General features: G+C 71.8%; 20 protein-coding genes. 11 read left to right on the plus strand and 9 right to left on the minus strand.

What is annotated here, in order from left to right:
- Positions 1-6,289: ExeM/NucH family extracellular endonuclease (locus JI751_RS15400; RefSeq protein WP_201938619.1), on the minus strand; the 6,289-nt coding region annotated here is incomplete at its 3' end.
- A 190-nt stretch (positions 6,290-6,479) separates the two neighbouring features.
- Between JI751_RS15400 and JI751_RS21930 the strand changes: the two genes are divergently transcribed.
- Positions 6,480-7,685: a C39 family peptidase gene (locus tag JI751_RS21930; protein WP_201938620.1), complete on the plus strand. Its 1,206-nt coding sequence runs from the start codon at positions 6,480-6,482 to the stop codon at positions 7,683-7,685.
- A 13-nt stretch (positions 7,686-7,698) separates the two neighbouring features.
- Here the strand turns inward: JI751_RS21930 and JI751_RS15410 are convergent, their stop codons facing one another.
- Complete coding sequence (locus tag JI751_RS15410) at positions 7,699-9,228, minus strand: molybdopterin-dependent oxidoreductase (protein WP_307814278.1); 1,530 nt, start codon at positions 9,226-9,228, stop codon at positions 7,699-7,701.
- Positions 9,229-9,265: 37 nt separating this feature from the next.
- Here JI751_RS15410 and ispF point away from each other — a divergent pair, with 37 nt between their 5' ends.
- Positions 9,266-9,772, plus strand: a complete 507-nt coding sequence (gene ispF, locus JI751_RS15415; protein ID WP_307814279.1) for a 2-C-methyl-D-erythritol 2,4-cyclodiphosphate synthase — start codon at positions 9,266-9,268, stop codon at positions 9,770-9,772.
- Positions 9,769-10,473, plus strand: coding sequence for an IspD/TarI family cytidylyltransferase (locus JI751_RS15420; protein ID WP_201938621.1), 705 nt, complete (start codon positions 9,769-9,771; stop codon positions 10,471-10,473). The genes ispF and JI751_RS15420 overlap by 4 nt, the downstream gene beginning before the upstream one ends.
- Here the strand turns inward: JI751_RS15420 and JI751_RS15425 are convergent.
- Both JI751_RS15425 and JI751_RS15430 read right to left on the minus strand, forming a co-directional pair.
- Entirely contained in the window at positions 10,454-10,924 is a 471-nt protein-coding gene (locus JI751_RS15425) for a 2-C-methyl-D-erythritol 4-phosphate cytidylyltransferase (RefSeq protein WP_307814281.1), read from the minus strand. The two genes, JI751_RS15420 and JI751_RS15425, sit on opposite strands and share 20 nt — an antisense overlap.
- 113 nt (positions 10,925-11,037) lie before the next feature.
- Complete coding sequence (locus tag JI751_RS15430) at positions 11,038-11,523, minus strand: CarD family transcriptional regulator (protein ID WP_129478715.1); 486 nt, start codon at positions 11,521-11,523, stop codon at positions 11,038-11,040.
- Between the two features lie 155 nt (positions 11,524-11,678).
- Between JI751_RS15430 and JI751_RS15435 the strand changes: the two genes are divergently transcribed.
- From JI751_RS15435 to JI751_RS15445, 3 genes are read left to right on the plus strand one after another with little or no spacing between them, the layout of a single operon-like run.
- Complete coding sequence (locus JI751_RS15435; RefSeq protein WP_201938622.1) at positions 11,679-12,374, plus strand: UbiA family prenyltransferase; 696 nt, start codon at positions 11,679-11,681, stop codon at positions 12,372-12,374.
- A 33-nt stretch (positions 12,375-12,407) separates the two neighbouring features.
- Positions 12,408-12,878: a copper chaperone PCu(A)C gene (locus tag JI751_RS15440; protein WP_201938623.1), complete on the plus strand. Its 471-nt coding sequence runs from the start codon at positions 12,408-12,410 to the stop codon at positions 12,876-12,878.
- Positions 12,875-13,618, plus strand: coding sequence for a phosphoglyceromutase (locus JI751_RS15445; protein WP_201938624.1), 744 nt, complete (start codon positions 12,875-12,877; stop codon positions 13,616-13,618). The genes JI751_RS15440 and JI751_RS15445 overlap by 4 nt, the downstream gene beginning before the upstream one ends.
- Before the next feature lie 25 nt (positions 13,619-13,643).
- On the opposite strand, the gene phoU is transcribed toward JI751_RS15445, so the two are convergent.
- The gene (gene phoU / locus JI751_RS15450; protein ID WP_201938625.1) at positions 13,644-14,294 is read right to left on the minus strand and encodes a phosphate signaling complex protein PhoU; all 651 of its coding nucleotides are present in this window, start codon (positions 14,292-14,294) and stop codon (positions 13,644-13,646) included.
- Between the two features lie 120 nt (positions 14,295-14,414).
- Here phoU and JI751_RS15455 point away from each other — a divergent pair, with 120 nt between their 5' ends.
- The 4 genes from JI751_RS15455 (at position 14,415) to JI751_RS15470 (ending at position 18,238) form a co-directional block, all read left to right on the plus strand.
- A complete protein-coding gene (locus tag JI751_RS15455; RefSeq protein ID WP_201938627.1) occupies positions 14,415-15,638 on the plus strand; it encodes a sensor histidine kinase in 1,224 nt (407 codons plus the stop codon).
- Positions 15,635-16,312, plus strand: coding sequence for a response regulator (locus tag JI751_RS15460; RefSeq protein WP_201938629.1), 678 nt, complete (start codon positions 15,635-15,637; stop codon positions 16,310-16,312). Before JI751_RS15455 ends, JI751_RS15460 begins: the two co-directional genes overlap by 4 nt.
- 66 nt (positions 16,313-16,378) lie before the next feature.
- Positions 16,379-17,248 carry a PQQ-binding-like beta-propeller repeat protein gene (locus JI751_RS15465; protein WP_201938631.1) on the plus strand — a complete coding sequence of 290 codons (870 nt, stop codon included), beginning with the start codon at positions 16,379-16,381 and terminating at the stop codon, positions 17,246-17,248.
- A gap of 72 nt (positions 17,249-17,320) precedes the next feature.
- Entirely contained in the window at positions 17,321-18,238 is a 918-nt protein-coding gene (locus JI751_RS15470) for a DMT family transporter (protein WP_307814283.1), read from the plus strand.
- Positions 18,239-18,268: 30 nt separating this feature from the next.
- On the opposite strand, the gene JI751_RS15475 is transcribed toward JI751_RS15470, so the two are convergent.
- The 4 genes from JI751_RS15475 to JI751_RS15490 form a co-directional block, all read right to left on the minus strand.
- Positions 18,269-18,772 carry a type III secretion system chaperone family protein gene (locus tag JI751_RS15475; protein ID WP_201938634.1) on the minus strand — a complete coding sequence of 168 codons (504 nt, stop codon included), beginning with the start codon at positions 18,770-18,772 and terminating at the stop codon, positions 18,269-18,271.
- The gene (mshA, locus tag JI751_RS15480; RefSeq protein ID WP_307814284.1) at positions 18,769-20,025 is read right to left on the minus strand and encodes a D-inositol-3-phosphate glycosyltransferase; all 1,257 of its coding nucleotides are present in this window, start codon (positions 20,023-20,025) and stop codon (positions 18,769-18,771) included. The genes JI751_RS15475 and mshA overlap by 4 nt, the downstream gene beginning before the upstream one ends.
- Positions 20,026-20,127: 102 nt before the next feature.
- Positions 20,128-20,502, minus strand: coding sequence for a hypothetical protein (locus JI751_RS15485; RefSeq protein ID WP_201938636.1), 375 nt, complete (start codon positions 20,500-20,502; stop codon positions 20,128-20,130).
- A gap of 32 nt (positions 20,503-20,534) precedes the next feature.
- Positions 20,535-21,416 carry an RNase H family protein gene (locus tag JI751_RS15490; RefSeq protein WP_201938637.1) on the minus strand — a complete coding sequence of 294 codons (882 nt, stop codon included), beginning with the start codon at positions 21,414-21,416 and terminating at the stop codon, positions 20,535-20,537.
- A 25-nt stretch (positions 21,417-21,441) separates the two neighbouring features.
- On the opposite strand from JI751_RS15490, the gene JI751_RS15495 reads away from it, so the two are divergent.
- Positions 21,442-22,194, plus strand: a complete 753-nt coding sequence (locus JI751_RS15495) for an SDR family NAD(P)-dependent oxidoreductase (protein ID WP_201938638.1) — start codon at positions 21,442-21,444, stop codon at positions 22,192-22,194.
- Positions 22,195-22,206 lie beyond the last annotated feature (12 nt).

Below are 22,206 nucleotides of genomic sequence, written 5' to 3' on the forward strand. Positions count from 1 at the left end.
GACCCAGCTTGGTCGCGCCGTCGTACAGCTCGACCGTGCCGGTCGCCGACGACGGGGCGACCGTCACCGCGACCGAACCGGCGTCGCCCCACGTGATGTCGGCAGCCGTGCCCGACACCGACGGGGACGCCTTGACCACCTTCACCGACACCGAGCCCTGGTCGGCGGCGTGCGTGCCGTCACCGAGGTACTCCAGGGTCAGCGGGTGGGTGCCCACGGGCAGCGCCTTCGCGGCGATCGCGATGGTGGTGCCGCCGCTGGAGAGGGTGCCCTCGCCCAGCTTGGTGTCACCGTCGTAGAGCTCGACCGTGCCGGTCGCGTCGGTCGGGTCGACCGTGACGGACACCGAGCCGGCGTCGCCCCAGGTGATGTCGGCAGCCGTGCCCGACACCGACGGGGACGCCTTGACCACCTTCACCGACACCGAGCCCTGGTCGGCGGCGTGCGTGCCGTCACCGAGGTACTCCAGGGTCAGCGGGTGGGTGCCCACGGGCAGCGCCTTCGCGGCGATCGCGATGGTGGTGCCGCCGCTGGAGAGGGTGCCCTCGCCCAGCTTGGTGTCACCGTCGTAGAGCTCGACCGTGCCGGTCGCGTCGGTCGGGTCGACCGTGACGGACACCGAGCCGGCGTCGCCCCAGGTGATGTCGGCAGCCGTGCCCGACACCGTGGAGGCCACCTTGACGACCTCGACGTCGACCGAGCCCTGCGAGGGCCTGGTGTCGTCGTCACCGAGGTACTTGAGGGTCAGCGTGTGCGTGCCGACCTCGAGCGAACCGGCCGGGATCGCGATCGTCGTGGCGTCGCCCGTGAGGGTGCCTTCGCCGATCTTGTCCGCGCCGTCGTAGAGCTCGACCGTGCCCGTCGCCGTGGCGGGGGTGACCGTCACGGAGACCTCGCCGGCCTCGCCGTACGTGATGTCCGCGGCCTGTCCCGAGACGGTGGACGCCGCCCGGTTGTCGTTCACCGAGACCGGCACCTGCGAGACGGTGCCGGTGGCACCGCCGGTGAGCGTGATCCACTGCGTCCCGCCCGACAGGCCGGACGGCAGGGTGAACGTCACCGTGCCCGCACCCGGGATGTCGTACGGCGTCGTCGGCAGGCTGGTGGCCACGGGGAAGGTGCCGAGGTTGCGGGCACCCATCGTGACGGCCACCGTCGTGTCGGTCGTGTCGCCCTCGCCCGTCATCGACAGCGAGTCGACGGGGATGGTGACGGTGTCACCGGCCGCGAACGGGCCGGCCGGGACGCGGGCGCCCACACCGTGCTGGGCGTAGTCGACGGCCAGGGTCGGGTGCGCCTCCAGGTAGTCGACGGTCGCCTGCAGGTCGGTGACGCCCGTGTCCTGCTGCGGGCCCATCGTCAGCGCCCGGAAGTTGTCGCCCCCGCTGGCGATGAAGCTGTTGGACGAGACGACGTAGTCCGCCGCCGGGTCGAGCTGCGTGCCGTCGAGCCAGATGCCCGTGATCCGGTCGCCCTCGTCACGCGAGGAGTCCTCGGTCCAGGTGAAGCCCTTCGAGGTGCCCAGCCGCAGGAACGGACGCGACGGGATGTTGTTGTCCGGGTCGCGCTGCCACTGCTGCTCGAGGAGCAGCTTCACCTCGGCACCGGTCAGCACCGTGGTGACCAGCGTGTTGGCGAACGGCTGGACGTTGGCTGCCTCGCGGTAGGTGACCGGGCCGGCGCCGTCGCCGGTGCCGATCAGGTCGTCGCGGAGGCCACCCGGGTTCATCACGCCGATGTCGGCCTGGGTCGCCTCGCGCTGGATCTCCGCGACGAGGTTGCCGAGGGTCGACTCGCCACCGCGGTTCTCCACGATGCCGCTCGTCGGGTCGGAGCGACGTGCCCGCTTGAACGGACCCGTGACCTGACCGAGCTCGACGTTGCCCTCCGTCTCCGCCACGGCGACCGCGGCGTCCACGATGGCCTTCGTGTCGGCGTCGTCGTCGTAGTCCTTCATCGCGAGCACGTGCTGGCGGATGCCCACCAGGTCGGCGGTGCCGGGCGCGAAGTCGAACTCGAGCTGGTTGAGGAACGAGCCGTACTGGCCGGCCGAGACGACCGGACGCTTGTAGGGCGAACCGTCCGAGAACGTCTTCCCCTCGACGTCGACCTTGCAGTTGTACTTGAGGTGCGTGTGGCCCGACACGATGGCGTCGACGTCGTCGCTCGCCCCGTGCACGATCCGGCCGAAGGTCGAGTCCTCGTCGTTCCGGAGCGTGTCGCAGCTCGGCGAGGGCGCACCCTCGTGGACGAGCTCGATGACCAGGTCGCAGGGCTCACCGCCACAGCCGTCGGTCTTCAGCTCGGCGGCCGCGTCGTTGACCTCCTCGACGATGCCGGTGATCGCGACGCCGTCGAGCATGCCCGGCGCGACGAGCGCGTCGAGGTCCTCGGTGACCGCGCCGACGAAGCCGACGCGGATACCGGCGCCACCGTTGAGGCCGCTGAAGTCCTTCCACCACGTGGCGCCGTTGGAGTGGGCGAAGTTGCCGTCCTCGCGGGTCGTCTCGAGGGCGTACGCCTCGAGGTCGGCGGCCTTGCGGACGTTGGCCGCGATGTAGGGCCAGTCAGCCCCACCCTCGGGGTCGGTCGCGGACATGATGCGGTCCATCAGGTCGTCGTAACCCTGGTCGAACTCGTGGTTGCCTGCAGCGGACACCTCGAGGCCGGCCTCGTTCATCGCGTCGATCGTCGGCTTGTCGTTCTGGATGAACGACTCGAACGTCGAGGCGCCGACGATGTCGCCCGCCATCGCGAACACGGTGTTGGGGTTGCCCGTGACGGGGTCACGCAGGCCCTTGACGGCCTCGGCCATCGCCGCGGCACCGGCCGAGGCGCTCGCCGGGTCGTCGAGCAGACGACCGTGGAAGTCGTTGGACGCGAGCACCTGGACGGTGTCGACTGCCGACGACCCCGGGGTCTTCGGCGCGTTGACACCGATGATCTCCGGGTTGTGGTCGGAGGAGCGGAACTGGTTCGGCGCGTAGAGGTTGGTGAGGTTCGCGTTGTAGCGCGAGTACTCGTAGTAGACCGACTCGTTGGAGTTGATCTCCCAGACGTCCTTGCCGGTCACCCAGGCCTGCGCCGCCTCGTTGGCGAACACGTGGTCGAGCGATCCGGCGAGACCGCCGAAGCTGTAGGTCTTCTGACCGTTGGCCGGGTGCAGGTCCTCGTAGCCGGCGGCGACGATCGCCTGGACCGGGTCCTCCTGCGAGTAGGCGTTGTAGTCACCAGTGAGGAAGGCCGCCTCGATCTGCTTGTCGTCGAGGAAGTCGTTGGCGAAGGCGACCAGGGCCTTTGCCTGGCGGACGCGGTCACCGTTGTAGAAGCCGGCGCCGTTGCCCGTGTCGTCGTTGTCGCCCAGCGGCACGGTCGGCGTCACCGACGGACCACCCTTGGACTTGAAGTGGTTGACGATCACGGCGAAGCCGTCGGCGTTCGAACCGCCCTTGCGGACGAAGGCCTGGGCCAGCGGCTCGCGAGCGTTGCGGAACGGCGCGCTGTTGACGAGGATCCGGCTCGCGCCGATCCTCTCGACCGTGTCGGGGTTGTAGATGAAGGCCGACCGGATCGCGTCCTGCTCCAGCAGCGTCGGCTGCGCAGCAGGTCGCGGCGACGGGACGAAGGCCCAGCGGTTGTCGTCACCCGGGTGCGACGAGGCCCAGTCGGCGTTGAGCACGTCGACGAGGTGGCTCAGGGCGCTGTCGCGATCGAGGCCGTCGATGATCTTGCTGGAGTTCTCGACCTCCTCCAGGCTCATGACATCGGCGTCCATCGTGTTGATGGCCTTGATCTCCTTGGCCTGCTGGCGCTCGAAGTCGGCGGTGAGCGCCGTGAGGTCGGTGCCCCCGCTCTTCTGCGCCGCACCCCGCGGGCCGGGCCACATCAGGGCATCCGGGCTCGGGGCGAGGTCGTACTCACCGCACTCGTCGTTGCTGACGCGGTCGCCGAGGCGGTCCGTGTAGTAGCTGCACTTGCGGGTGTAGCGCGGCAGCTTCGGGTCGACCGGGTTCGGGTCGAACGACGGCGAGGCGACGTAGTCCTCACCGGTGACGGTGAAGTAGTTGAGCATGTTGAACGTGGCGATCTTGAGGTTGCCCTCGGCGCCGAGCACGTCGTCCGGCGCGGCGTTGAGCGCGCGGGTGTCCTCGAAGGCGACGCCCTGGGCGGTGCCGTCGGTGCCGGGCGCGACGCGCGTACGGGTGTCGAGGCGCCACATGTCGAACCGGAAGGTGAAGATCAGCGGCTGTGCGAAGGTCACCTTCGCGCCCACGCGGGGCGAGTTGGACGGGGTCAGCCACGGGAAGCCCGCGACGTCCTCGACGGACGAGGCGGAGTAGTCGACGTCCGCACCGTCGTCGAGCGTGACGCGGTGCGCCTCGTTCCAGGCGTTGTGCTCGGCCAGGGCGGCGGCGTCGGACGCGGGGATCTCCTCGGTGCCGATCACGAGCGGCTCGTCGCTGTTGGCGGCGAGGCCGATCTCGCCCTGCATGGCGAAGCCAAGGGAGCCGGACTGGGCCCACGCGCTGCCGTCGTAGGAGTCGGAGACGGTGTAGTCGCCCGTGGGGAGGAACGCCTCACTCTCGTGGGCCTCCCGCAGCGCCGCCAGCTCGGCGCCCGTGGCGCACTCGCCGACCGCGCAGGTCGTGCCGGGCAGGTCGGTGCCGGGGACGACGGCCGGGAGGGCGGTCGGCAGCGCGACGACGTCAGCGGCCCGGGCCGGGCTGATCTCGGTGAGGCCGAAGTACTCGGTCACCTTGCCGGTGACGCGGACGGAGTCGCCGATCGCCGGCGGCGTCTTGGCACCCATGAAGACGAATACGGCGTCCGAGGCGCCCGGGGTGTCGGGCGTTCCGCCGGTCTGGAGGTAGAAGCCACCGAGCTCGGTCAGGTGGGTCGAGGAGCCGGTGCCGTAACGGTTGTTGGTGTAGACGGCGGTGACGACACCCTCGGTGGTCGCGAAGTCGTCGACGAACGGCGAGGCCGCACCGGTGCCCTGGATCTCGGCGATCGTGCGCGTGGGCACGGCCGACACGGTGAGGGTGAAGGTGGTCTGCGAGGTCCGACCGCCGCCGTCGGTCACGGTGGCGACGACCGGGAAGCTGCCGGTCACGGTGGGCGTGCCGGACAGGACACCGGCGGCGGACATCGTCACGCCGGCCGGGAGGCCGGTGGCGCTCCAGGTGTACGCCGGCGCTCCGCCGGTGGAGGCCATCGTGAAGCTGGCCATCGTCTGGTTGACGTACGTCGTCCTGTCACCCGGGTTGGTGGCGACGAGCGGGTCGGGGGCGGAGACGACGATGGTGAAGGTCGTGGACGCGGTGCCGGACGCGCTGTCGGTGACGGTGACGGTGACGGGGTAGCTGCCGGCCACGGTGGGGGTGCCCGAGATGGCGCCGGTCGCCGACATCGTCAGCCCGGCCGGAAGCGCGGTGGACGACCACGTGTAGGGACGCGTGCCACCGGCGACCCGGGGTGTGAAGCTGGCGATGGGGGTGTCGGTGTAGAAGGCCTTGTCGCCCGGGTTCGTCAGCGCCAGCGGGCCGGAGGTCTCGGTGATCGAGATGTTGTCGATGCCGACGTGCTCGTTGCTGCCGCTGGCGTTGTCGAGGGTGAGGATGCGGAGGTAGACGTCCGCCTTGTTGTCGACCGCGGCCGGCAGGGGCACCGACACGTGCGTCGAGGTCACCGTCGTGTTGCCCACCGTCGTCGCGTCGGGAACGTACGCGTCGGGGAGGTTGGTGTACGCACCGGTGGTGCCGACGCGGTACTGCAGGGCGACGCGGGTCGGCTGGTCGTCGGTGGTGCTGCTGTCCATGTCCTGGACGTCGTAGGCGACGTCGAGGCCGGCCCTGCCCGTGGTGTTGAGGTGGAGGACCAGCAGCGGGGTGGTGACGGTGCCGGTGGCGCTGAGCGCAACGGTCTTGTCCGCGACGTTGGGGTAGGCCAGGACACCGCCGTTGGAGTCCGTGTTCGGCGCCACCGTGCCCGTGCGCATCACGAGGTTCGACGTGAGGGTGCCCTCGGCCGTGTAGGTGCCGGCGTTGGTGGTGTTGGGCGGGTTCAAGGGAGCGATGGTCGTGCCGGTGGTGAAGCCCTCCACCCCGGGGAAGTCCGCCCACGTGCTGGTGGCGGTGAGGCCGGACCAGTCCTGCGTGTAGGGGAAGGACGAGATCGCCGCCGAGACGCTCGCGCCGGCCGGGGCGGTGAAGCCCATCGCCAGCGGAGCAGCCACGAGGGCGAGGAGAGTGGTGAGGCTGAGCGCGTTGCGGGGGGCGCGTCGAGGCAAGGCGAAGTCTCCGAAATTGAAGGGCCGCAGGACAACCCGATGGCGGCCTCGCACAGGCTAAGGAGCGTCGCGCGCGTGTGTCGCAAAACACCTGACATTCCTTCGGTCCCGATTTGGTGAAGAGTCGCCATACGCAACAGCGTGCCGTGACTCCTGGGACGGGTGGGGCTGGACGGGATATCGTCGCCCGGTGCTCCGTCGCCGCGCCGCCCCGATTCTCCTGCTCCCACTGCTGCTCGGCGCGTTGTCGCCCATGCACGGAGCCGAGGCGGCGGCCCGGTCGGCGGCCCGGTCCGCGGCCCAGGTCTCGCTCGTGTCGTGGAGCTCGTACGCCGACCTGAAGGCCGGCACCCGCAAGGGCCTCAAGCTCGGCCGGGGCCAGGTCGCCCTGCGGAAGCCCACGCCGCGCACCGTCGCCGGGCGCCGCTACGAGGCCGGCACCTGGACGTCACCGTGGGCGACGCCGGGCTTCGACGCGACCGCCCTCATCCCGACCTGGGAGGCCACGACGCCGGGCAAGAGCCTCGTGCGCGTCGAGGTGCGCGCGATGGCTGTCGACGGGTCCGTCGGCAGCTGGGACACGATGGCCGACTGGTCGCGCACCGGCCGCCCCGTCGCGCGGACGTCGTACTCCGGCCAGGCGGACGACCTCGGCCGCGTCAGCGTCGACACCTGGTACGCCGCGAGCTCGATCGCCTCGTGGCAGGTGCGGGTCACCCTGATGCGGCCGCGCGGGTCGAGCCTGGCCGTCAGCCTCGAGCGCGTCGGCGCCGTCGCGTCGGTCGACGCGAGCGCGCCGCGGCCGACCTCGACCCCCGGCCCGTCCGTCGGCACCGTCCTGCCCGTCCCGACGCTGTCGCAGATGGTGCACAGCGGCCACTACCCGCAGTGGGGCGGCGGAGGCGAGGCCTGGTGCTCGGCGACGTCGACCGCGATGGTGCTGGGCTACTACGGCATCTCCCCCACCCCGACCGACATCGCGGCCGGGCACGTCGACGCCGTCGTCGACCACACCGCCAAGATGGTCTACGACCACGGCTACCGCGGCACCGGCAACTGGGCCTTCAACACCGCCTACGCAGCGACGCTCGTCGCGGGCGACTCCTACGTCACCCGGATGAGCGGGCTGCGGGAGGCCGAGGACCTGATCGCGGCCGGGGTGCCGCTGATCGTGTCCGTCGCGTTCGGACGCAACCAGCTGACGGGCGCGCCGATCTCGTCGAGCAACGGCCACCTCATGGTGATCGTCGGGTTCGAGGCCGACGGCGACGTGGTGGTCAACGACCCCGCCGGCGCGACCGACGCCGAGGTGCGCCGCGTCTACGACCGCGCGCAGTTCGAGCGGATCTGGATCAGCGCCTCCGGCGGGACGGCGTACGTCATCCGCAACGGCTGATCAGGACGGCCCGTCAGGAGGCGCGGACCTCGATGGTGTGCAGGCCGGTCGACCCGTCCGGGTCGGGGGCGCGCACGACGTCGGTCTGGGTCGCACCGTCCTTGCCGATGGCCCGCACGCGCACGGTGTGGTCTCCCTCCGGCACGTCGACCGTGACGGCCCACTGGACCCACGTGTCGACCGACGGCACCTCACCCAGGTCGGCGCGCTCCCAGTCGCGGCCGTCGACCTGCACCTCGACGGCCTCGATGCCGGTGTGCTGGTGCCACGCGACGCCGCCGATGCGCACCTCGCCCGCCTCGACGTCGTCGCCCGAGCGGGGCACGTCGATGCGCGAGGCGATCTTGACGGGCCCCTCCGCCGACCACCCCTTCGTCGTCCAGTAGCCGACGGCCTTGTCGAAGGTGGTGACCTCCATGTCGACCACCCACTTGGTGGCCGAGACGTAGCCGTAGAGCCCGGGGACGACCGTCCGGACGGGGAAGCCGTGCTCGATGGGGAGCGGCCGGCCGTTCATCGCGACGGCGAGCATCGCGTCGCGGTCGTCGGTCAGGGCCGCCAGCGGGGTGGCGCAGAACCATCCGTCGTGCGAGGTCTGCAGCACCGCGTCGGCCTGGTCGGAGACGCCGAGGTCGGCGAGCAGGTCCGCGAGGCGTACGCCGCTCCAGCGGGCGTTGCCGACGAGGCCGCCACCCACCTCGTTGCTGACGCAGTTGAGGGTGATCCACGACTCGGTCAGCTCCCGCGAGACCAGGTCGGAGTAGCTGATGACCAGCTCACGGTCGACGAGGCCGTGGATCCGCAGCGACCAGTCCTTGGGCTCGATGGTCGGCTTCGCCAGGGTCGTGTCGATCAGGTAGAAGTCCTCGTTGGGCGTCTGCCACGGCGCGATGCCGGCGAGTCCGACGGAGGTGGCGGCGGGCGGCATCCGGCGGGTGACGCCGGGGATCCGGAGCAGCCGGCGGCTCGCCTCCACGTGGCGACGACCGGCACCGACCACCCGGCCGCCGACCGCGATGCCGACCGCGGCGAGGGAGATCGCGCCGGCGACCATCACGAACACCCGGCGCTCGTGCGACTCGAGCTCGGGGCGGCGCTGCTCGCGGCGCAGCGCGTCGTTGAGCGCGGAGTGCGCGGTGACCCAGGTGACCAGGCCGACCAGGACCGGCAGGGCGTCGGCGGGGCCGGCGCTGCGCTGCGCCAGCACGGCGGCGAGGCCGAGCCCGGCCAGCGCGAACCACACCGCCAGCGGCTGCCAGAAACCCTTCGCGGCGAGGCGCCCGGCCAGCGCGAAGCACGCGAGCAGGAGGAGCAGGATCCCGGCGACCAGCGCCGGCTTGTCGAAGTGACCCAGCACCGAGATGGCCCGCTCGGCGGCCTCACCGGGCGTCAGCCTGATGACCGCTTCGGCGACAGCGACGACGGGCGACTCGCGGATCGTGAGCACCATCGCGGTGGCATAGCTCGTCGCGAGCCCGGCCAGTCCGGCCAGGACCCCGGCGAGCGCCCACGGCGGGCGGCGATCAGTCACGTCTCCGGTCACGTCTCAATTGTGACGCGTGAGGGGGCATGATGCCGACGTGACGTCCTTACAGCCCCCTTACGGAGAGCGCGCCGGCATCCGCATCGGCATCGGGACCGACGTGCACCGGCTGGCGCCCGGCGTGCCCATGCACCTCGCCGGCCTCGCCTGGCCGGACGAGCCTGCGGGCCTCGACGGGCACTCGGACGCCGACGTGGCCGCGCACGCCGCCTGCGACGCGCTCCTCTCGGCCGCCGGGCTCGGCGACCTCGGCAGCAACTTCGGCACCTCGGAGCCCGAGTGGGCGGGCGCCTCGGGCGTCGCGTTCCTCACCGAGACGGCACGCCGGGTGCGCGCCGCGGGCTGGGAGATCGGCAACGTCGCGGTGCAGGTCATCGGCAACGCACCGCGCCTCGGCCCCCGTCGCGACGAGGCGGTTCGGGTCATGTCCGAGGCGATCGGCGCCTCGGTGAGCCTGTCGGCCACCACCACGGACGGCCTCGGCCTCACCGGGCGCGGCGAGGGTGTCGCGGCCATCGCGACCGCGCTGGTCACCGGTCGATGACCGGCACGGCCGTCGTCATCCTGGCCGCCGGGTCGGGCACCCGCGTCGGCGCCGAGGTCAACAAGGTGCTGCTCCCCCTGCGCGGCGTGCCGGTGCTGGTGTGGTCGGTGCGCGACGCGCTGGCACTGCCCGACGTACGCCGTCTCGTGCTCGTCGTCCGTCCCGAGGACCGCACCTCCGTCGAGGCCGCCGTGGCGCCCCACCTGGGTGACCGCGAGGTGCTGGTGGTGGACGGCGGCGCCACCCGCCACCGGTCGGAGTGGGCGGCGATCCAGGTCCTGGCCGACGCGATCACGTCGGGCGAGGTCGACGTCGTGGTCGTCCACGACGGCGCCCGCCCGCTCGCGGGCGTCGACCTCTGGCGGTCGGTGGTCGACGCCGCCCGCGAGGTGGGTGGGGCGATCCCGGTCGTGCCGGTCCCCCGCCTCCTGCACGCCGACCTGACGCCGGTCGTCGACGAGGCCGGAGCCGTCCAGACCCCGCAGGCGTTCCGCGCGGCCGAGCTGCTGGCGTCCTACCGCGCGGCGGCCGACGACGGCTTCGAGGGCACCGACACCGCGGCCTGCGTGACGGCGTACGCCGACGTGGCGGTCGCCGCGGTGCCGAGCACGTCGCTCAACCTCAAGGTCACCTTCCCCGAGGACGTCGCGCTGGCGGCGGAGCTCAGCCCGGATCCGCCGGCTACGCCGTCGCCGACGTGAGGGCGGCAAGCAGTCGCACGTCCTCGACCGAGGACACCCGCCGGCCCTCGGCCGGCGCCGGGAGCAGTCGGACACGGTGACCCGCTGCGGCCAGGTCGGCCACGGCGCGAGCGAGGTCGGTGGCGGGACGTCGGTCCAGCCGCGCGACGACGCCGGCCGGGAGCACGAGCGGCGAGGTGATCGCGACGAGGTCGTCGCGGTCGAGCGTCGCGCCGACGCGTGAGTCGCCGACGACCTTGACGGTGTCGGTGACCGGGCGGCAGCCGACCACCACCTCCCCCGACTCGCGCGCCTGCTCCACGCACGCGGCGATGAAGGCGGGTGGCGTCATCGGGCAGAGCGCGTCGTGCAGCACGACGTCCTCGCCGGCCTCGACCAGGCCTTCCCAGGTCACGCTCGCGTCGACGAGGTCGACCCCGGACTCACCCAGTGCCCACGCCGCACAGGCCACGAGCGCCTCGCCGTGGACGAGCTCGTAGGGCAGGGAGCCGCGCTCGTAGTCCAGAACGAGACCGAGGCCCCGGGGACCTTCGTCCCAGGGGCCTCGATCGGCGTCGTACAGGCTCAGGAGGCGAGCACCTCGTCGAGCGTGGCCTCGGCCTTGTCCTCGTTGGTCTTCTCGGCGAGCGCGAGCTCGGAGACCAGGATCTGGCGAGCCTTCGCCAGCATCCGCTTCTCGCCGGCCGACAGACCACGGTCGCGCTCGCGGCGCCACAGGTCGCGAACGACCTCCGACACCTTCATGACGTCACCGGAGTGCAGCTTCTCCAGGTTGGCCTTGTAGCGGCGCGACCAGTTGGTCGGCTCCTCGACGTGGGCGGCCCGCAGCACGTCGAAGACGCGGTCGAGGCCTTCCTTGTCGACGACGTCACGGACGCCGACGAGATCGAGGTTGCAGGCCGGCACGCGAACGACCAGGTCCTGCTGGGCGACAATCCGGAGGACGAGGTACTCGCGGTCCTCTCCCTTGATCGTCCGCGTCTCGATCTCCTCGATGACAGCGGCCCCGTGATTGGGATAGACGACCGTTTCGCCAACGGTGAAAGTCATATGTTCAGTTCCCTTTCCTAGGTGACCATTCTAACACGGGTTCCGACGAGCCCTTGACGCGTTTGTGCAGGTCAGAGGCCCCTTGCGGGCTTGACAGATCGACGGTTCCTGTGGTCGGACCCCCTCTGCGGAACCCGCCGGGCATACTTCCGCCCATGCCCACGCCACCCGCCGTGCTCCTGCTGCTCGCGGCCCAGCCGCGACACGCGCTCAGCATGGCGGTGGGGCTCGGCACGGCAGCCGCCGCCACCGGCCGCCCCCTCCGCGAGGTGGGCCTCGTCGCGGTCACCGTGCTGGTCGGCCAGGGCATCATCGGCTGGGCCGACGACCTCACGGACCGACGCCGCGACGAGCGGCACCGGCCCGACAAGCCGCTCGTCCGCGGGCTCGACCCGGGGACGGTGTGGTTCGCGCTCACCTGCGCGGTGCTCCTCGTCGTACCCCTGTCCGTGGCGCACGGGCGCCGCGCCGGACTCGCCTACCTCGCGATCGTGGCCGTCTCGGCCGTCGGCGATCGCTACCTCCACGCGCGCGTGCTGTCCTTCCTGCCGTGGATGGCGAGCTTCGCGCTCTACCCGGCGTTCCTGGCCTACGGCGGGTGGAACGGCGTCGGCACGACGACGCCGCCCACCGTCGTGATGACCGCCCTCGCTGCCGCCCTGGGCCTCGGGGTCCACCTGCTGTCCGCCCTGCCGGGCCTGGTCCAGGACCACGAGGAGGGCGAGCGCTCGCTGCCCATGGTGCTCGCGCTGAGGACCGGCACCCCTCGCCTGCTGCTGCTCACGGGCGTCTTCATCGCCCTGGTCATGGTCGCCATCTTCGTCGTCGCGAACACGGTCGGCCTGACCTGAGGCGCACCGCGGGCCGGCGCTAGGCTGTCCGCCATGCAGCATCGACTCCTCGTGAGCGCCGCAACCGTCGTCGCGCTCGCCGCTCCGCTGTCCTCCTGCGGCTTCGACTACGCCACGGACCGCGTGTACGACGTCACCAGCGCCAACGAGAACCGCGAGGGAGTCGTCGACGTGCTCGGCGCGGTCGTGGTGTCGGCTGCCGACGGCTCGGGCACGTTCGTGGCGTCGCTCTCCAACAACGACTCGACGCAGGAGCAGACGTTCACCGCCGTCGCCGGGCAGGACGCCACGGTGACGGGGACGGAGTTCGACCCGATCACCATCCCCGCGGGCGGCCTGGTCAACCTCGCCGACCCCCCGGCCGACATCGTCCTCACCGGCGAGTTCACCGCCGGGGACGTCGTCCCGCTGACCGTCGACTTCGGCAACGGCGAGCGCATCTCCATCGACGTACCGGTCGTGCCCGACGACTCCGGCTACTGGGAAGGCCTGGACGCCTCATGACCCACACCCTCGTGCTGCTCCGCCACGGCGAGAGCGAGTGGAACGCCAAGAACCTCTTCACCGGCTGGGTCGACGTGGCCCTCACCGAGAAGGGTCGCGGCGAGGCCGTCCGCGGCGGCGAGCTGATGAGGGAGGCCGGCATCCTCCCCGACGTCGTGCACACCTCGCTCCAGCGGCGAGCGATCAACACCGCCGCCCTGTCGCTCGACGCCGCCGACCGCCACTGGATCCCGGTCAAGCGCAGCTGGCGGCTCAACGAGCGCCACTACGGCGCCCTCCAGGGCAAGGACAAGAAGCAGACGCTCGAGGAGTACGGCGAGGAGCAGTTCATGCTCTGGCGCCGCTCGTTCGACGTGCCCCCGCCGCCGCTCGACGACTCCGACGAGTGGTCGCAGGCGGGCGACCCGCGCTACGCCGACCTCGGCGACGAGCTGCCCCGCACCGAGTGCCTCAAGGACGTCATCGCACGCTTCCTGCCCTACTGGGAGGCCGAGATCGTGCCCGACCTGCAGAGCGGCAGGACGGTGCTCGTCGCCGCGCACGGCAACAGCCTGCGCGCGCTCGTCAAGCACCTCGACGGCATCAGCGACGAGGACATCGCCGGGCTCAACATCCCGACCGGCATGCCCCTGCTCTACCGCCTCGACGAGTCGATGAAGCCCACCGTCGCCGGTGGCGAGTACCTCGACCCCGAGGCCGCCGCCGAGGCTGCAGCCGCCGTCGCCAACCAGGGCCGGTGAGCCCGCCCGAGCGGGACGGCGTACGTCAGTCGCGCTGGGGCCGCTCGCCGGTGACCACGAAGACGACGCGGTTGGCGACCGACACGGAGTGGTCGGCGATCCGCTCGTAGTAGCGACCGAGCAGGGCGATGTCGACCGCAGCCTCCACGCCGTGCTTCCAGTCGGTCGACAGCAGCTCGGTGAAGCTGCGGCGACGGAGCTGGTCCATCACCTCGTCGTCGCGGCCGAGCTCGATGGCGGCCTCGACGTCGCGGTCGATGATGATGCCGCGCACCCGTCGGACCATGTCCTCGGCGGTCTCGGCCATCCGCTCCATCGTCGGGCGCAGCTCCTCGGGCACCGCCACCTGCGGCTGGCGGAGCCGGGCGATCTTGGCGACGTGGACCGAGAGGTCGCCCATCCGCTCGAGCTCGCTCACCATCCGGAGCGCCGAGACGATCATCCGCAGGTCGCCGGCGACCGGCTGCTGCAGCGACAGCAGCTGGAACGACGTGTCGTCCACCCGCTCCCGCGCGTCGTCGATCGCCTTGTCGCCGCTGATCACCTGGTCGGCGGTGTGGATGTCGCCGGTCATCAGGGCCTTGGTGGCCTCGTGGACGGCCACCTCGACCATCCCGCAGATGTCGGACAGGTCGGCGAAGATGCCGTCGAGCTGGTCATGGAAAGCCTCACGCATGAGCGGGACTGTAGGCAGCCAAGACGAACAGATGTCGGTGTGCGATGAACGGCGCGTGAACACTCGGCGCCGGCCGTCCATCGGGGCGGTCCGCGGTGCCACGATGCGTACGATGTGAGCGTGGATCCGACGATGCAGGCTGGTCTGGCCGCGATCGTCGGAGCGGTCATGGCAGGCGGCGCGGTGCTCGCGTGGCACATCAGCGACCGCCAGCGGCACACGCTCCCGGAGGTCGAGCAGCCGGTCGTCCAGGCCGGTGTCGCAGCGGTGCTGAGCATCCTCCGGTCGAGCGCGGTCGTCGTCGACGAGTCCGACCACGTGCTCAAGGCCTCCGCGCCGGCGTACGCCTTCGGGCTGGTGCGCGGCAACACCCTCGTCGTGCCCGAGCTGGTGGACCTCGTCGCGCAGGTGCGCCGCGACGGGCAGATCCGCGAGAGCGAGCTCGACTTGCCGGCCCCGGCCGGCGGGACTGCCCGCACCCTCACCGCCCGCGTCGCACCGCTCGGCGCCCGGCTGGTGCTCGCGCTGGTCGAGGACCGCACGCGTGAGAAGCGCGTGGAGGAGGTGCGTCGCGACTTCGTGGCCAACGTCAGCCACGAGCTGAAGACCCCCGTCGGGGCCATCCGGCTGCTGGCCGAGGCGGTCAACGACGCCTCCGACGACCCCGAGGCCGTCCAGCGGTTCGCGGGCCGGATGCGTACGGAGAGCGACCGGCTGTCCAAGCTCGTGCAGCAGATCATCGAGCTGTCCCGGCTCCAGGCCCACGACCCGCTCGAGAAGCCCGTCATGGTCGACCTCGACGCCGCCGTCGCCACCGCCGTCGACACCAGCGCGATGGAGGCCGCGGCCAAGGACATCGCCGTGGAGTCGCGCGGCGAGCACGGCCTCGAGGTCTTCGGCTCGCAGGAGCTGATCGGCGCGGCAGTGAGCAACCTCGTCGCCAACGCGGTGGCCTACTCCAACAGCGGCTCGCGCGTCGTCGTCACCACCCGCTCCGAGGGCGACCAGGTGCAGATCTCCGTGGTCGACCAGGGCATCGGCATCCCCGCCGAGGACATCGAGCGGATCTTCGAGCGCTTCTACCGCGTCGACCCGGCACGCCACCGCTCCACCGGCGGCACCGGCCTCGGACTCGCGATCGTCAAGCACGTGGCCGCCACCCACGGCGGCGACATCTCGGTGTGGTCGGTGCAGGGCCAGGGCTCGACCTTCACCTTGACCCTCCCCCGCAACTCCAGCCCCGAGCACGGCTCGGGCACCACCCCGGTCGAGGTCGTCGTACCCATCGACCCCGACCGCCCACTTACCCACGTCCGCAGAACCCAGCAGGAGACCAGCTCATGACCCGCGTACTCGTCGTCGAGGACGAAGAGAGCTACAGCGACGCGCTCGCCTACATGCTCCGCAAGGAGGGCTACGAGGTGGCGATCGCCGCCGACGGCAACACCGCCCTCACCGAGTTCGACCGCTTCGGCCCCGACATCGTGTTGCTCGACCTCATGCTGCCCGGCGTGCCCGGCACCGAGGTGTGCCGCCAGATCCGGCAGTCCTCGTCGGTCCCGGTGATCATGGTCAGCGCCAAGGACGACGAGGTCGACAAGGTGGTCGGACTCGAGCTCGGCGCCGACGACTACGTCACCAAGCCCTACTCCCCCCGTGAGCTGGTCGCCCGGATCCGCGCGGTGCTCCGCCGCGGCCAGGAGCCCGAGCTGATGCCCGACACCCTCGAGGCCGGACCGGTGCGGATGGACGTCGAGCGCCACGTCGTCACCGTCGACGGGACCGAGCAGCGGCTGCCGCTCAAGGAGTTCGAGCTGCTGGAGATGTTCCTGCGCAACCCGGGGCGCGTGCTGACCCGCGGCCAGCTCATCGACCGCGTCTGGGGCTCCGACTACGTCGGCGACACCAAGACCCTCGACGTCCACGTCAAGCGGCTGCGCGCCAAGCTCGAGCCCGACCCGAGCGACCCGCGCTACCTCGTCACGGTCCGCGGGCTGGGCTACAAGCTCGACCTCTGACGGGACGACGAGGCGGCGCAACCGTCGCCGGCCCGCGCACGTCCGACCCGCGTGAGGACGAGATGCGTGTCGGTCGTGGCGTGCCTGGCTGCGACGACGCTGGCGGGGTGCACCGCCAGCGCGGAGGACCGCGAGCGCGACTGCCGGCCCAGTGGCTCGGCCGTCGTCACCGGCGTCGCCGACGACGGCCGGACGTGGACCGCCGCGACGGCTGCCACCGAGGAACCGCCGGACATCGGTGGCGGATACGTGCTCGTACGGCACCCGTGCGGGTGGACTGCCATCGACCTGGAGGACGGCGCCGTGGTGCGTACGGGATTCGGCGAGGCCGCAGGAATCGCGGGCGGGTTCGTCTTCACGCTGGGCGCGGAGGGTGACTCCGTGGACGGCGAGCCGGTGGTGGAGGGCGACTCCCCGGACGGGTACGGCTCGATGACGGTCACCTCCCCCGGCTCCGACATGCGGGCCCGGGCCGTCGCCGACCGCCTGTACGTCCACCCCGGAGGAGACGGCCCCAGCACCCTGTCGCAGTACGCAGGCCCGGGCGACCAGCGCTGGGACGCCCTGCTCCCGGTCCTGCGCCAGCCCACCCTGACACCCGTGGGATCGGTGCTGGTGGTCACGAGCACCGACGGATCCGTCTACGGCCTCGACATGGCGGTCGGCACCGTGAGGTGGCGCGTCCTGGCACCCAGCCTCGAGGGCACCGTACGACTCCGGGCCAGGCCGCGCGGGGACGACGAGGTCGTGCTGACCACGTGGGACCGAGCCGGGAAGGGCGACACCGCGACGGTCGTGGTGCTCGACGCAGCCACCGGCGAGGAGCTCGACAGGACCGCCGCGCCGGACCCACTGGACCCCGTGCTGGCGGCCACCGCCGACGGGTGGCGGGTCACCATTGACTCCGAGCCGATCCTCCAGCTCATCGAGCAGTGACGCGGCGGGATGTCGGCGTACGACGTCCGGAATCCGCTGGCGGTCCGTCATGACCGTACCTACGCTTCACTCGTGACAACCACCGACACGACGCCCACCACGACCACTGCGCCGCCGACCTGGCTGCCCGTCGCGGCGGGTGCGGTCACCCTGGTCATGTGGGCCTCGGCGTTCGTGGTGATCCGCCACGTCGCGGAGGACGTCAGCCCCGGGGCGCTCGGCTCCGGCCGCCTGCTGGTCGCCGCCCTGGTGGTGCTGCCGCTGGTGCTGCGCCGCGGCTGGGTGAGCCCGACCCGTCGCGAGTGGACGCTGCTCGCACTGGGCGGGATCGGCTGGTTCGGCATCTACAACCTCGCCCTCAACGCCGGCGAGCGCCACGTCGACGCCGGCACCGCGGCGATGATCATCCAGATCGGCCCGGTCATCGTCGCGCTGCTGGCCGTCCCGCTCTTCGGCGAGCGGATGCACCGCTGGCTGCTGGGCGGCATGGTCGTCGGGTTCGCTGGCGTCGCGGTCATCGCGCGGGGCTCCTCGACGGACGCCGACGCGAGCCTGGTCGGGGTGCTGCTGGTGCTCGTCGCCGCGGCGATGTACGCCGTCGGCGTGCTGACCCAGAAGGTGCTGCTGCGCCGGCTGCCGTCCGTGCAGGTGGTGTTCGTGTCGTTCGTGATGGGTGCGGTGATCTGCCTGCCCTTCTCGCGCGACCTGCCGGGCATCGTCGCCGACGGTGGCGCCGAGCTCTGGTGGATCGTCTACCTCGGTGTGCTGCCGACCGCGGTCGCCTTCACCACCTGGGCCTACGCCCTCACCCACACCGACGCGGGCGCGCTGTCCCTCACCACGTTCCTCGTGCCGGGCATCGCGACGCTGATCGCCTGGCTGACCATCGACGAGGTGCCGCCGTCGCTGACCTTCGTCGGCGGTGCGCTCGCGATCGTCGGGGTGCTGATGACGCGGAGGAAGCCGAAGGCGGCCGACCGGGCCTCGTGACGGGCGCAGCGCGCCCTCCTCGACCAGCGGCTACTGCTGCTCCGCCTCGAGCCAGCCGCGGAAGGCCTCGAGGTTGCGGGTCGACTCGCCCCGCGAGATCCGCCACTCCCACTCCTTGCGGATGGACGAGGCGAAGCCGAGCTCGAGGATCGCGTTGAAGGACTCGTCGGCGTTGGCGAGGACGGAGCCCAGGACGCGGTCGAGCTCGTCGGGGGTCACCGACGCGAGGGGCAGCCGCGCCTCGAGGTAGATGTCGCCGGCGTGGTCGACGGCGAACGAGACGGCGTACATCCGCAGGTTGCGCTCCAGCAGCCACCGGTAGACCCGCGCGTGGTTCTCGTCGGGGTTGCGGCAGACGAAGGCGTGCACACCGAGCGCGTGCGGGCCGACGTCGAGCCGGACGGGGACCTGGAGCTTCTTCTCGCCGGGCAGGCTCAGCGAGAAGCTCGCCCCGTCGACGCCCTCGCGGGAGGTCTCCTCGTGCTCGATCTCGTTGTCCGCCAGGTACGCACGGACGACCTCGAGCTCCTTCACGAGACCATCTCAGCACGCATCCGGCCGGCGGCACGCTCGTAGGCCGCGAGGGTCCGCTCGGCGGTGTGCTCCCAGCTGAACTCCTGGGCGTGGGCGATCGCGCCCCGGCCCAGCTTCTCCACGAGCGCGGGGTCGTCGACGAGCCGGCGCAGCGCGGCGGCCCAGTCGCGGGGCTCGTGGGTGTCGACGAGCAGGCCGCTGACCTCGTCGCGCACGACGGTGGTCAGCCCACCGACAGCAGCGGCCACCACCGGCGTACCCGTCGCCTGCGCCTCCACGGCGACGAGGCCGAAGGACTCGTTGTAGGACGGCACGGCCACCGCCGTGGCGGCCGAGGCCCAGACGGCCAGCTCGCTCTGCGCCACCGGCGGCACGAACCGGACGACGTCGCTGATGCCCAGGTCGGCGGCCAGGTCGGCCAGCGCGGTGGGGTGCTCGAGGCCGGAGCCGGAGGGCCCACCGACGACGGGTACGACGAGGCGTTGGCGCAGCGACGGGTCGTCCGCGAGCATGACCGCGACGGCGCGGAGCAGCACGTCGGGCGCCTTGAGCGGCTGGATCCGGCCGGCGAACATCAGCACCGCGGCGTCCTCCGGCAGGCCGAGCTCGCGACGGGACTGCGCGCGGTCGCGCGGCGCGAAGACGGTGAGGTCGACGCCGGGGTGGATGACCTCGACCGCGTCGGGGCTGGCGTCGTAGAGGTCGACGAGCTGGCGGGCCTCGGTCCCGGTGTTGGCGACGAGGAGGTCGGCGGCCTCGACGACCTGCTCCTCCCCGATCACGCGCGAGGCGGGCTCGGGGGTGTCGCCGGCGGCGAGCGCCTCGTTCTTGACCTTGGCCATCGTGTGCATCGAGTGCACGAGCGGGACGTTCCAGCGGTCGCGCGCGAGGGCACCGACCTGGCCGGACAGCCAGTAGTGGGAGTGGACGGCGTCGTAGTGGCCCAGCGGCTGCAGCGCCTCGGCGCGCAGCACCTCGCGGGCGAAGGTGCACAGCTGTCCGGGCAGCTCTCCCTTGCCGAGACCCTCGAACGGCCCGGCCGCGATGTGGCGCACGAGCACGTTGTCGGCGGCCTCGACCACCTGCGGCAGCGCCGAGGAGGTCGCTCGCGTGAAGACGTCGACGTCGATGCCCCGGGCACCGAGCCGCTTCGCGAGCTCGATGACGTAGACGTTCATGCCGCCCGCGTCACCCGTCCCCGGCTGGTCCAGGGGTGAGGTGTGGAGGCTGATCATCGCCACCCGTTCGCCCACGCTGGTCTCCTTCGTACGCCGGATCGGTGCGCCCGCGTCAGGGCACCTCCGGTGCAACCATGCAGCGGTGCACGGGATTCCCGACATCCCCCCGAAGGTGGGTCAGCGGGCGTGCGCGCCGCCGGAGCGCGGAGTGCCGCTCGAGCGGCCGCGGGCACGCAGGAGCGCGGTGCCGCCGATCAGTGCGGCCACGATGCCCCAGAAGCCGTCGTACCACCCGCTGTCGGTAACCCGGAACGCCTCGATCATCGCGAGCGCGAGCAGCCCGGACGCGAAGGCGACGACGACGCGCATGGCCACCGCGTCGCTCTTGACCAGGGTGCTCCCGTAGGCCGCGGCCGCGATGACGATGAACACGAGGCCGACGACGTGCAGCGTGGCGGGCACGGGGTCGCTGCCGCCGCCGAGGAGGGCGTGCGCGATCCACAGCAGACCGCCCAGGAGGGCGGCTCCGGAGGCGAGCCTGGCGGGAAGCACCCCGAGAGTGTCCCACGAGGCCGGTGCCGTGCTCACGGCTCGTCGGTGCCCTGGTGGAAGCGGGCCTGCCACTGACCGCCCGTGCGCACCCAGAGCGTGCTGCGCAGCGTCGATCGGTCCGCGGTCGCCGTACGCCACAGCAGCAGGATCGTGTCGGGGCCGAGCCGGTCGACAGAGACGACCTCGACGTCGACGGGGTCGATGGGACCGAGCTCGTCGAGGTCGTCGCGGGTCCAGAGCCGTCCGGAGCGACCGACCTCCCGCCAGTCCGGGTGCAGGAGGGCCGCCATCGCTGCGCGGTCCGTGCGCACCTCGTCGGTGAGCATCGACCGCTCCAGGGCGACGACGTGCTCCTCGTCGGACACCTCGGGAGCGCCCCCGAGGTCGCTGAACAGGTCGGGCTCCTCCTCGACCTGGCCGACGGTCGCGGCCGGGTGCGACGAGCTGCCGCCGACGAAGCCGGGACCGGAGTCCGGCTCCACCCCGCGCTGGTACGCCGTCGCGGCGGCGTTGGCGCGCTTGTCGGCCGCCTCGTTGAGCTCGTGGCCGGCGTGACCCTTCACCCACTCGAAGCGGACCCGGTCGCGGCGCCCCTCCATGGCGGCGTCGAGCGCCTTCATCAGCTCGACGTTGAGCACCGGCTTGCCGTCGCTCTTCTTCCAGCCCTTGCGCTTCCAGCCCGGCATCCACTTCGTCACCGAGTCGATGACGTACTTGCTGTCGCAGAAGACGTGCAGGTCGTCGTCGACGTGCGCGGTCTGCTGGAGCAGGTCGAGGACGGCCATCAGCTCGCCCATGTTGTTGGTGCCCCGCGGCCAGCCGCCGGACGCCCAGCAGCCGTCGTCGACGTACCACGCCCACCCGGCCGGACCGGGGTTGCCGAGTGCCGAACCGTCGGCCGCCGCGATGATCACTGCGCCATCTTGGCAGGATGGATCCATGACCTCCGAGCAGACCCCGTCCCGCACAGCCGTCGTCACCGGCGCCTCCAGCGGCATCGGTGCCGCGAGCGCGCGCGCCCTCGCCGCGCAGGGCTTCCACGTCGTGTGCGCGGCCCGGCGCACCGACCGCATCGAGGAGCTGGCCGCCGAGATCGGCGGCACGGCGCTCACCTGCGACGTCAACGACGCCGACTCGGTCGCCGCCCTCGCCGCGGCGGTGCCGGTGTGCCACGTGCTGGTCAACAACGCCGGTGGCGCCATCGGGACCGACAAGGTCGAGGACGCCGACCTCGACGACTGGCGCTGGATGTACGAGGTCAACGTCCTCGGTCTCGTCCGCGTCACCCAGGCCCTCATCCCGGCCCTGCGCGCCAGCGGCGACGGCGTGATCGTCAACGTCGGCTCGACCGCCGGACGCTGGGCCTACGAGGGCGGCGCCGGCTACACGTCCGCGAAGCACGCGGTCAAGGTCGTCTCGGAGACGCTGCGGCTCGAGCTCAACGGCGAGCCGATCCGCATCTGCGAGGTCGCCCCCGGGATGGTGCGCACCGACGAGTTCGCCCTGGTGCGGTTCGGCGGCGACCAGGCCAAGGCCGATGCGGTGTACGCCGGCGTGGACCACCCGCTCCTCGCCGAGGACGTGGCCGACGCGATCGCGTGGGTGGCCACCCGGCCGTCCCACGTCGACATCGACGAGCTCGTGATCAAGCCGCGTGCCCAAGCCGCGGCACACAAGGTGCACCGCACCTGAGACGTGCGAGAC

This window comes from Nocardioides baculatus (genome assembly GCF_016735675.1).
GTDB lineage: Bacteria > Actinomycetota > Actinomycetes > Propionibacteriales > Nocardioidaceae > Nocardioides > Nocardioides baculatus.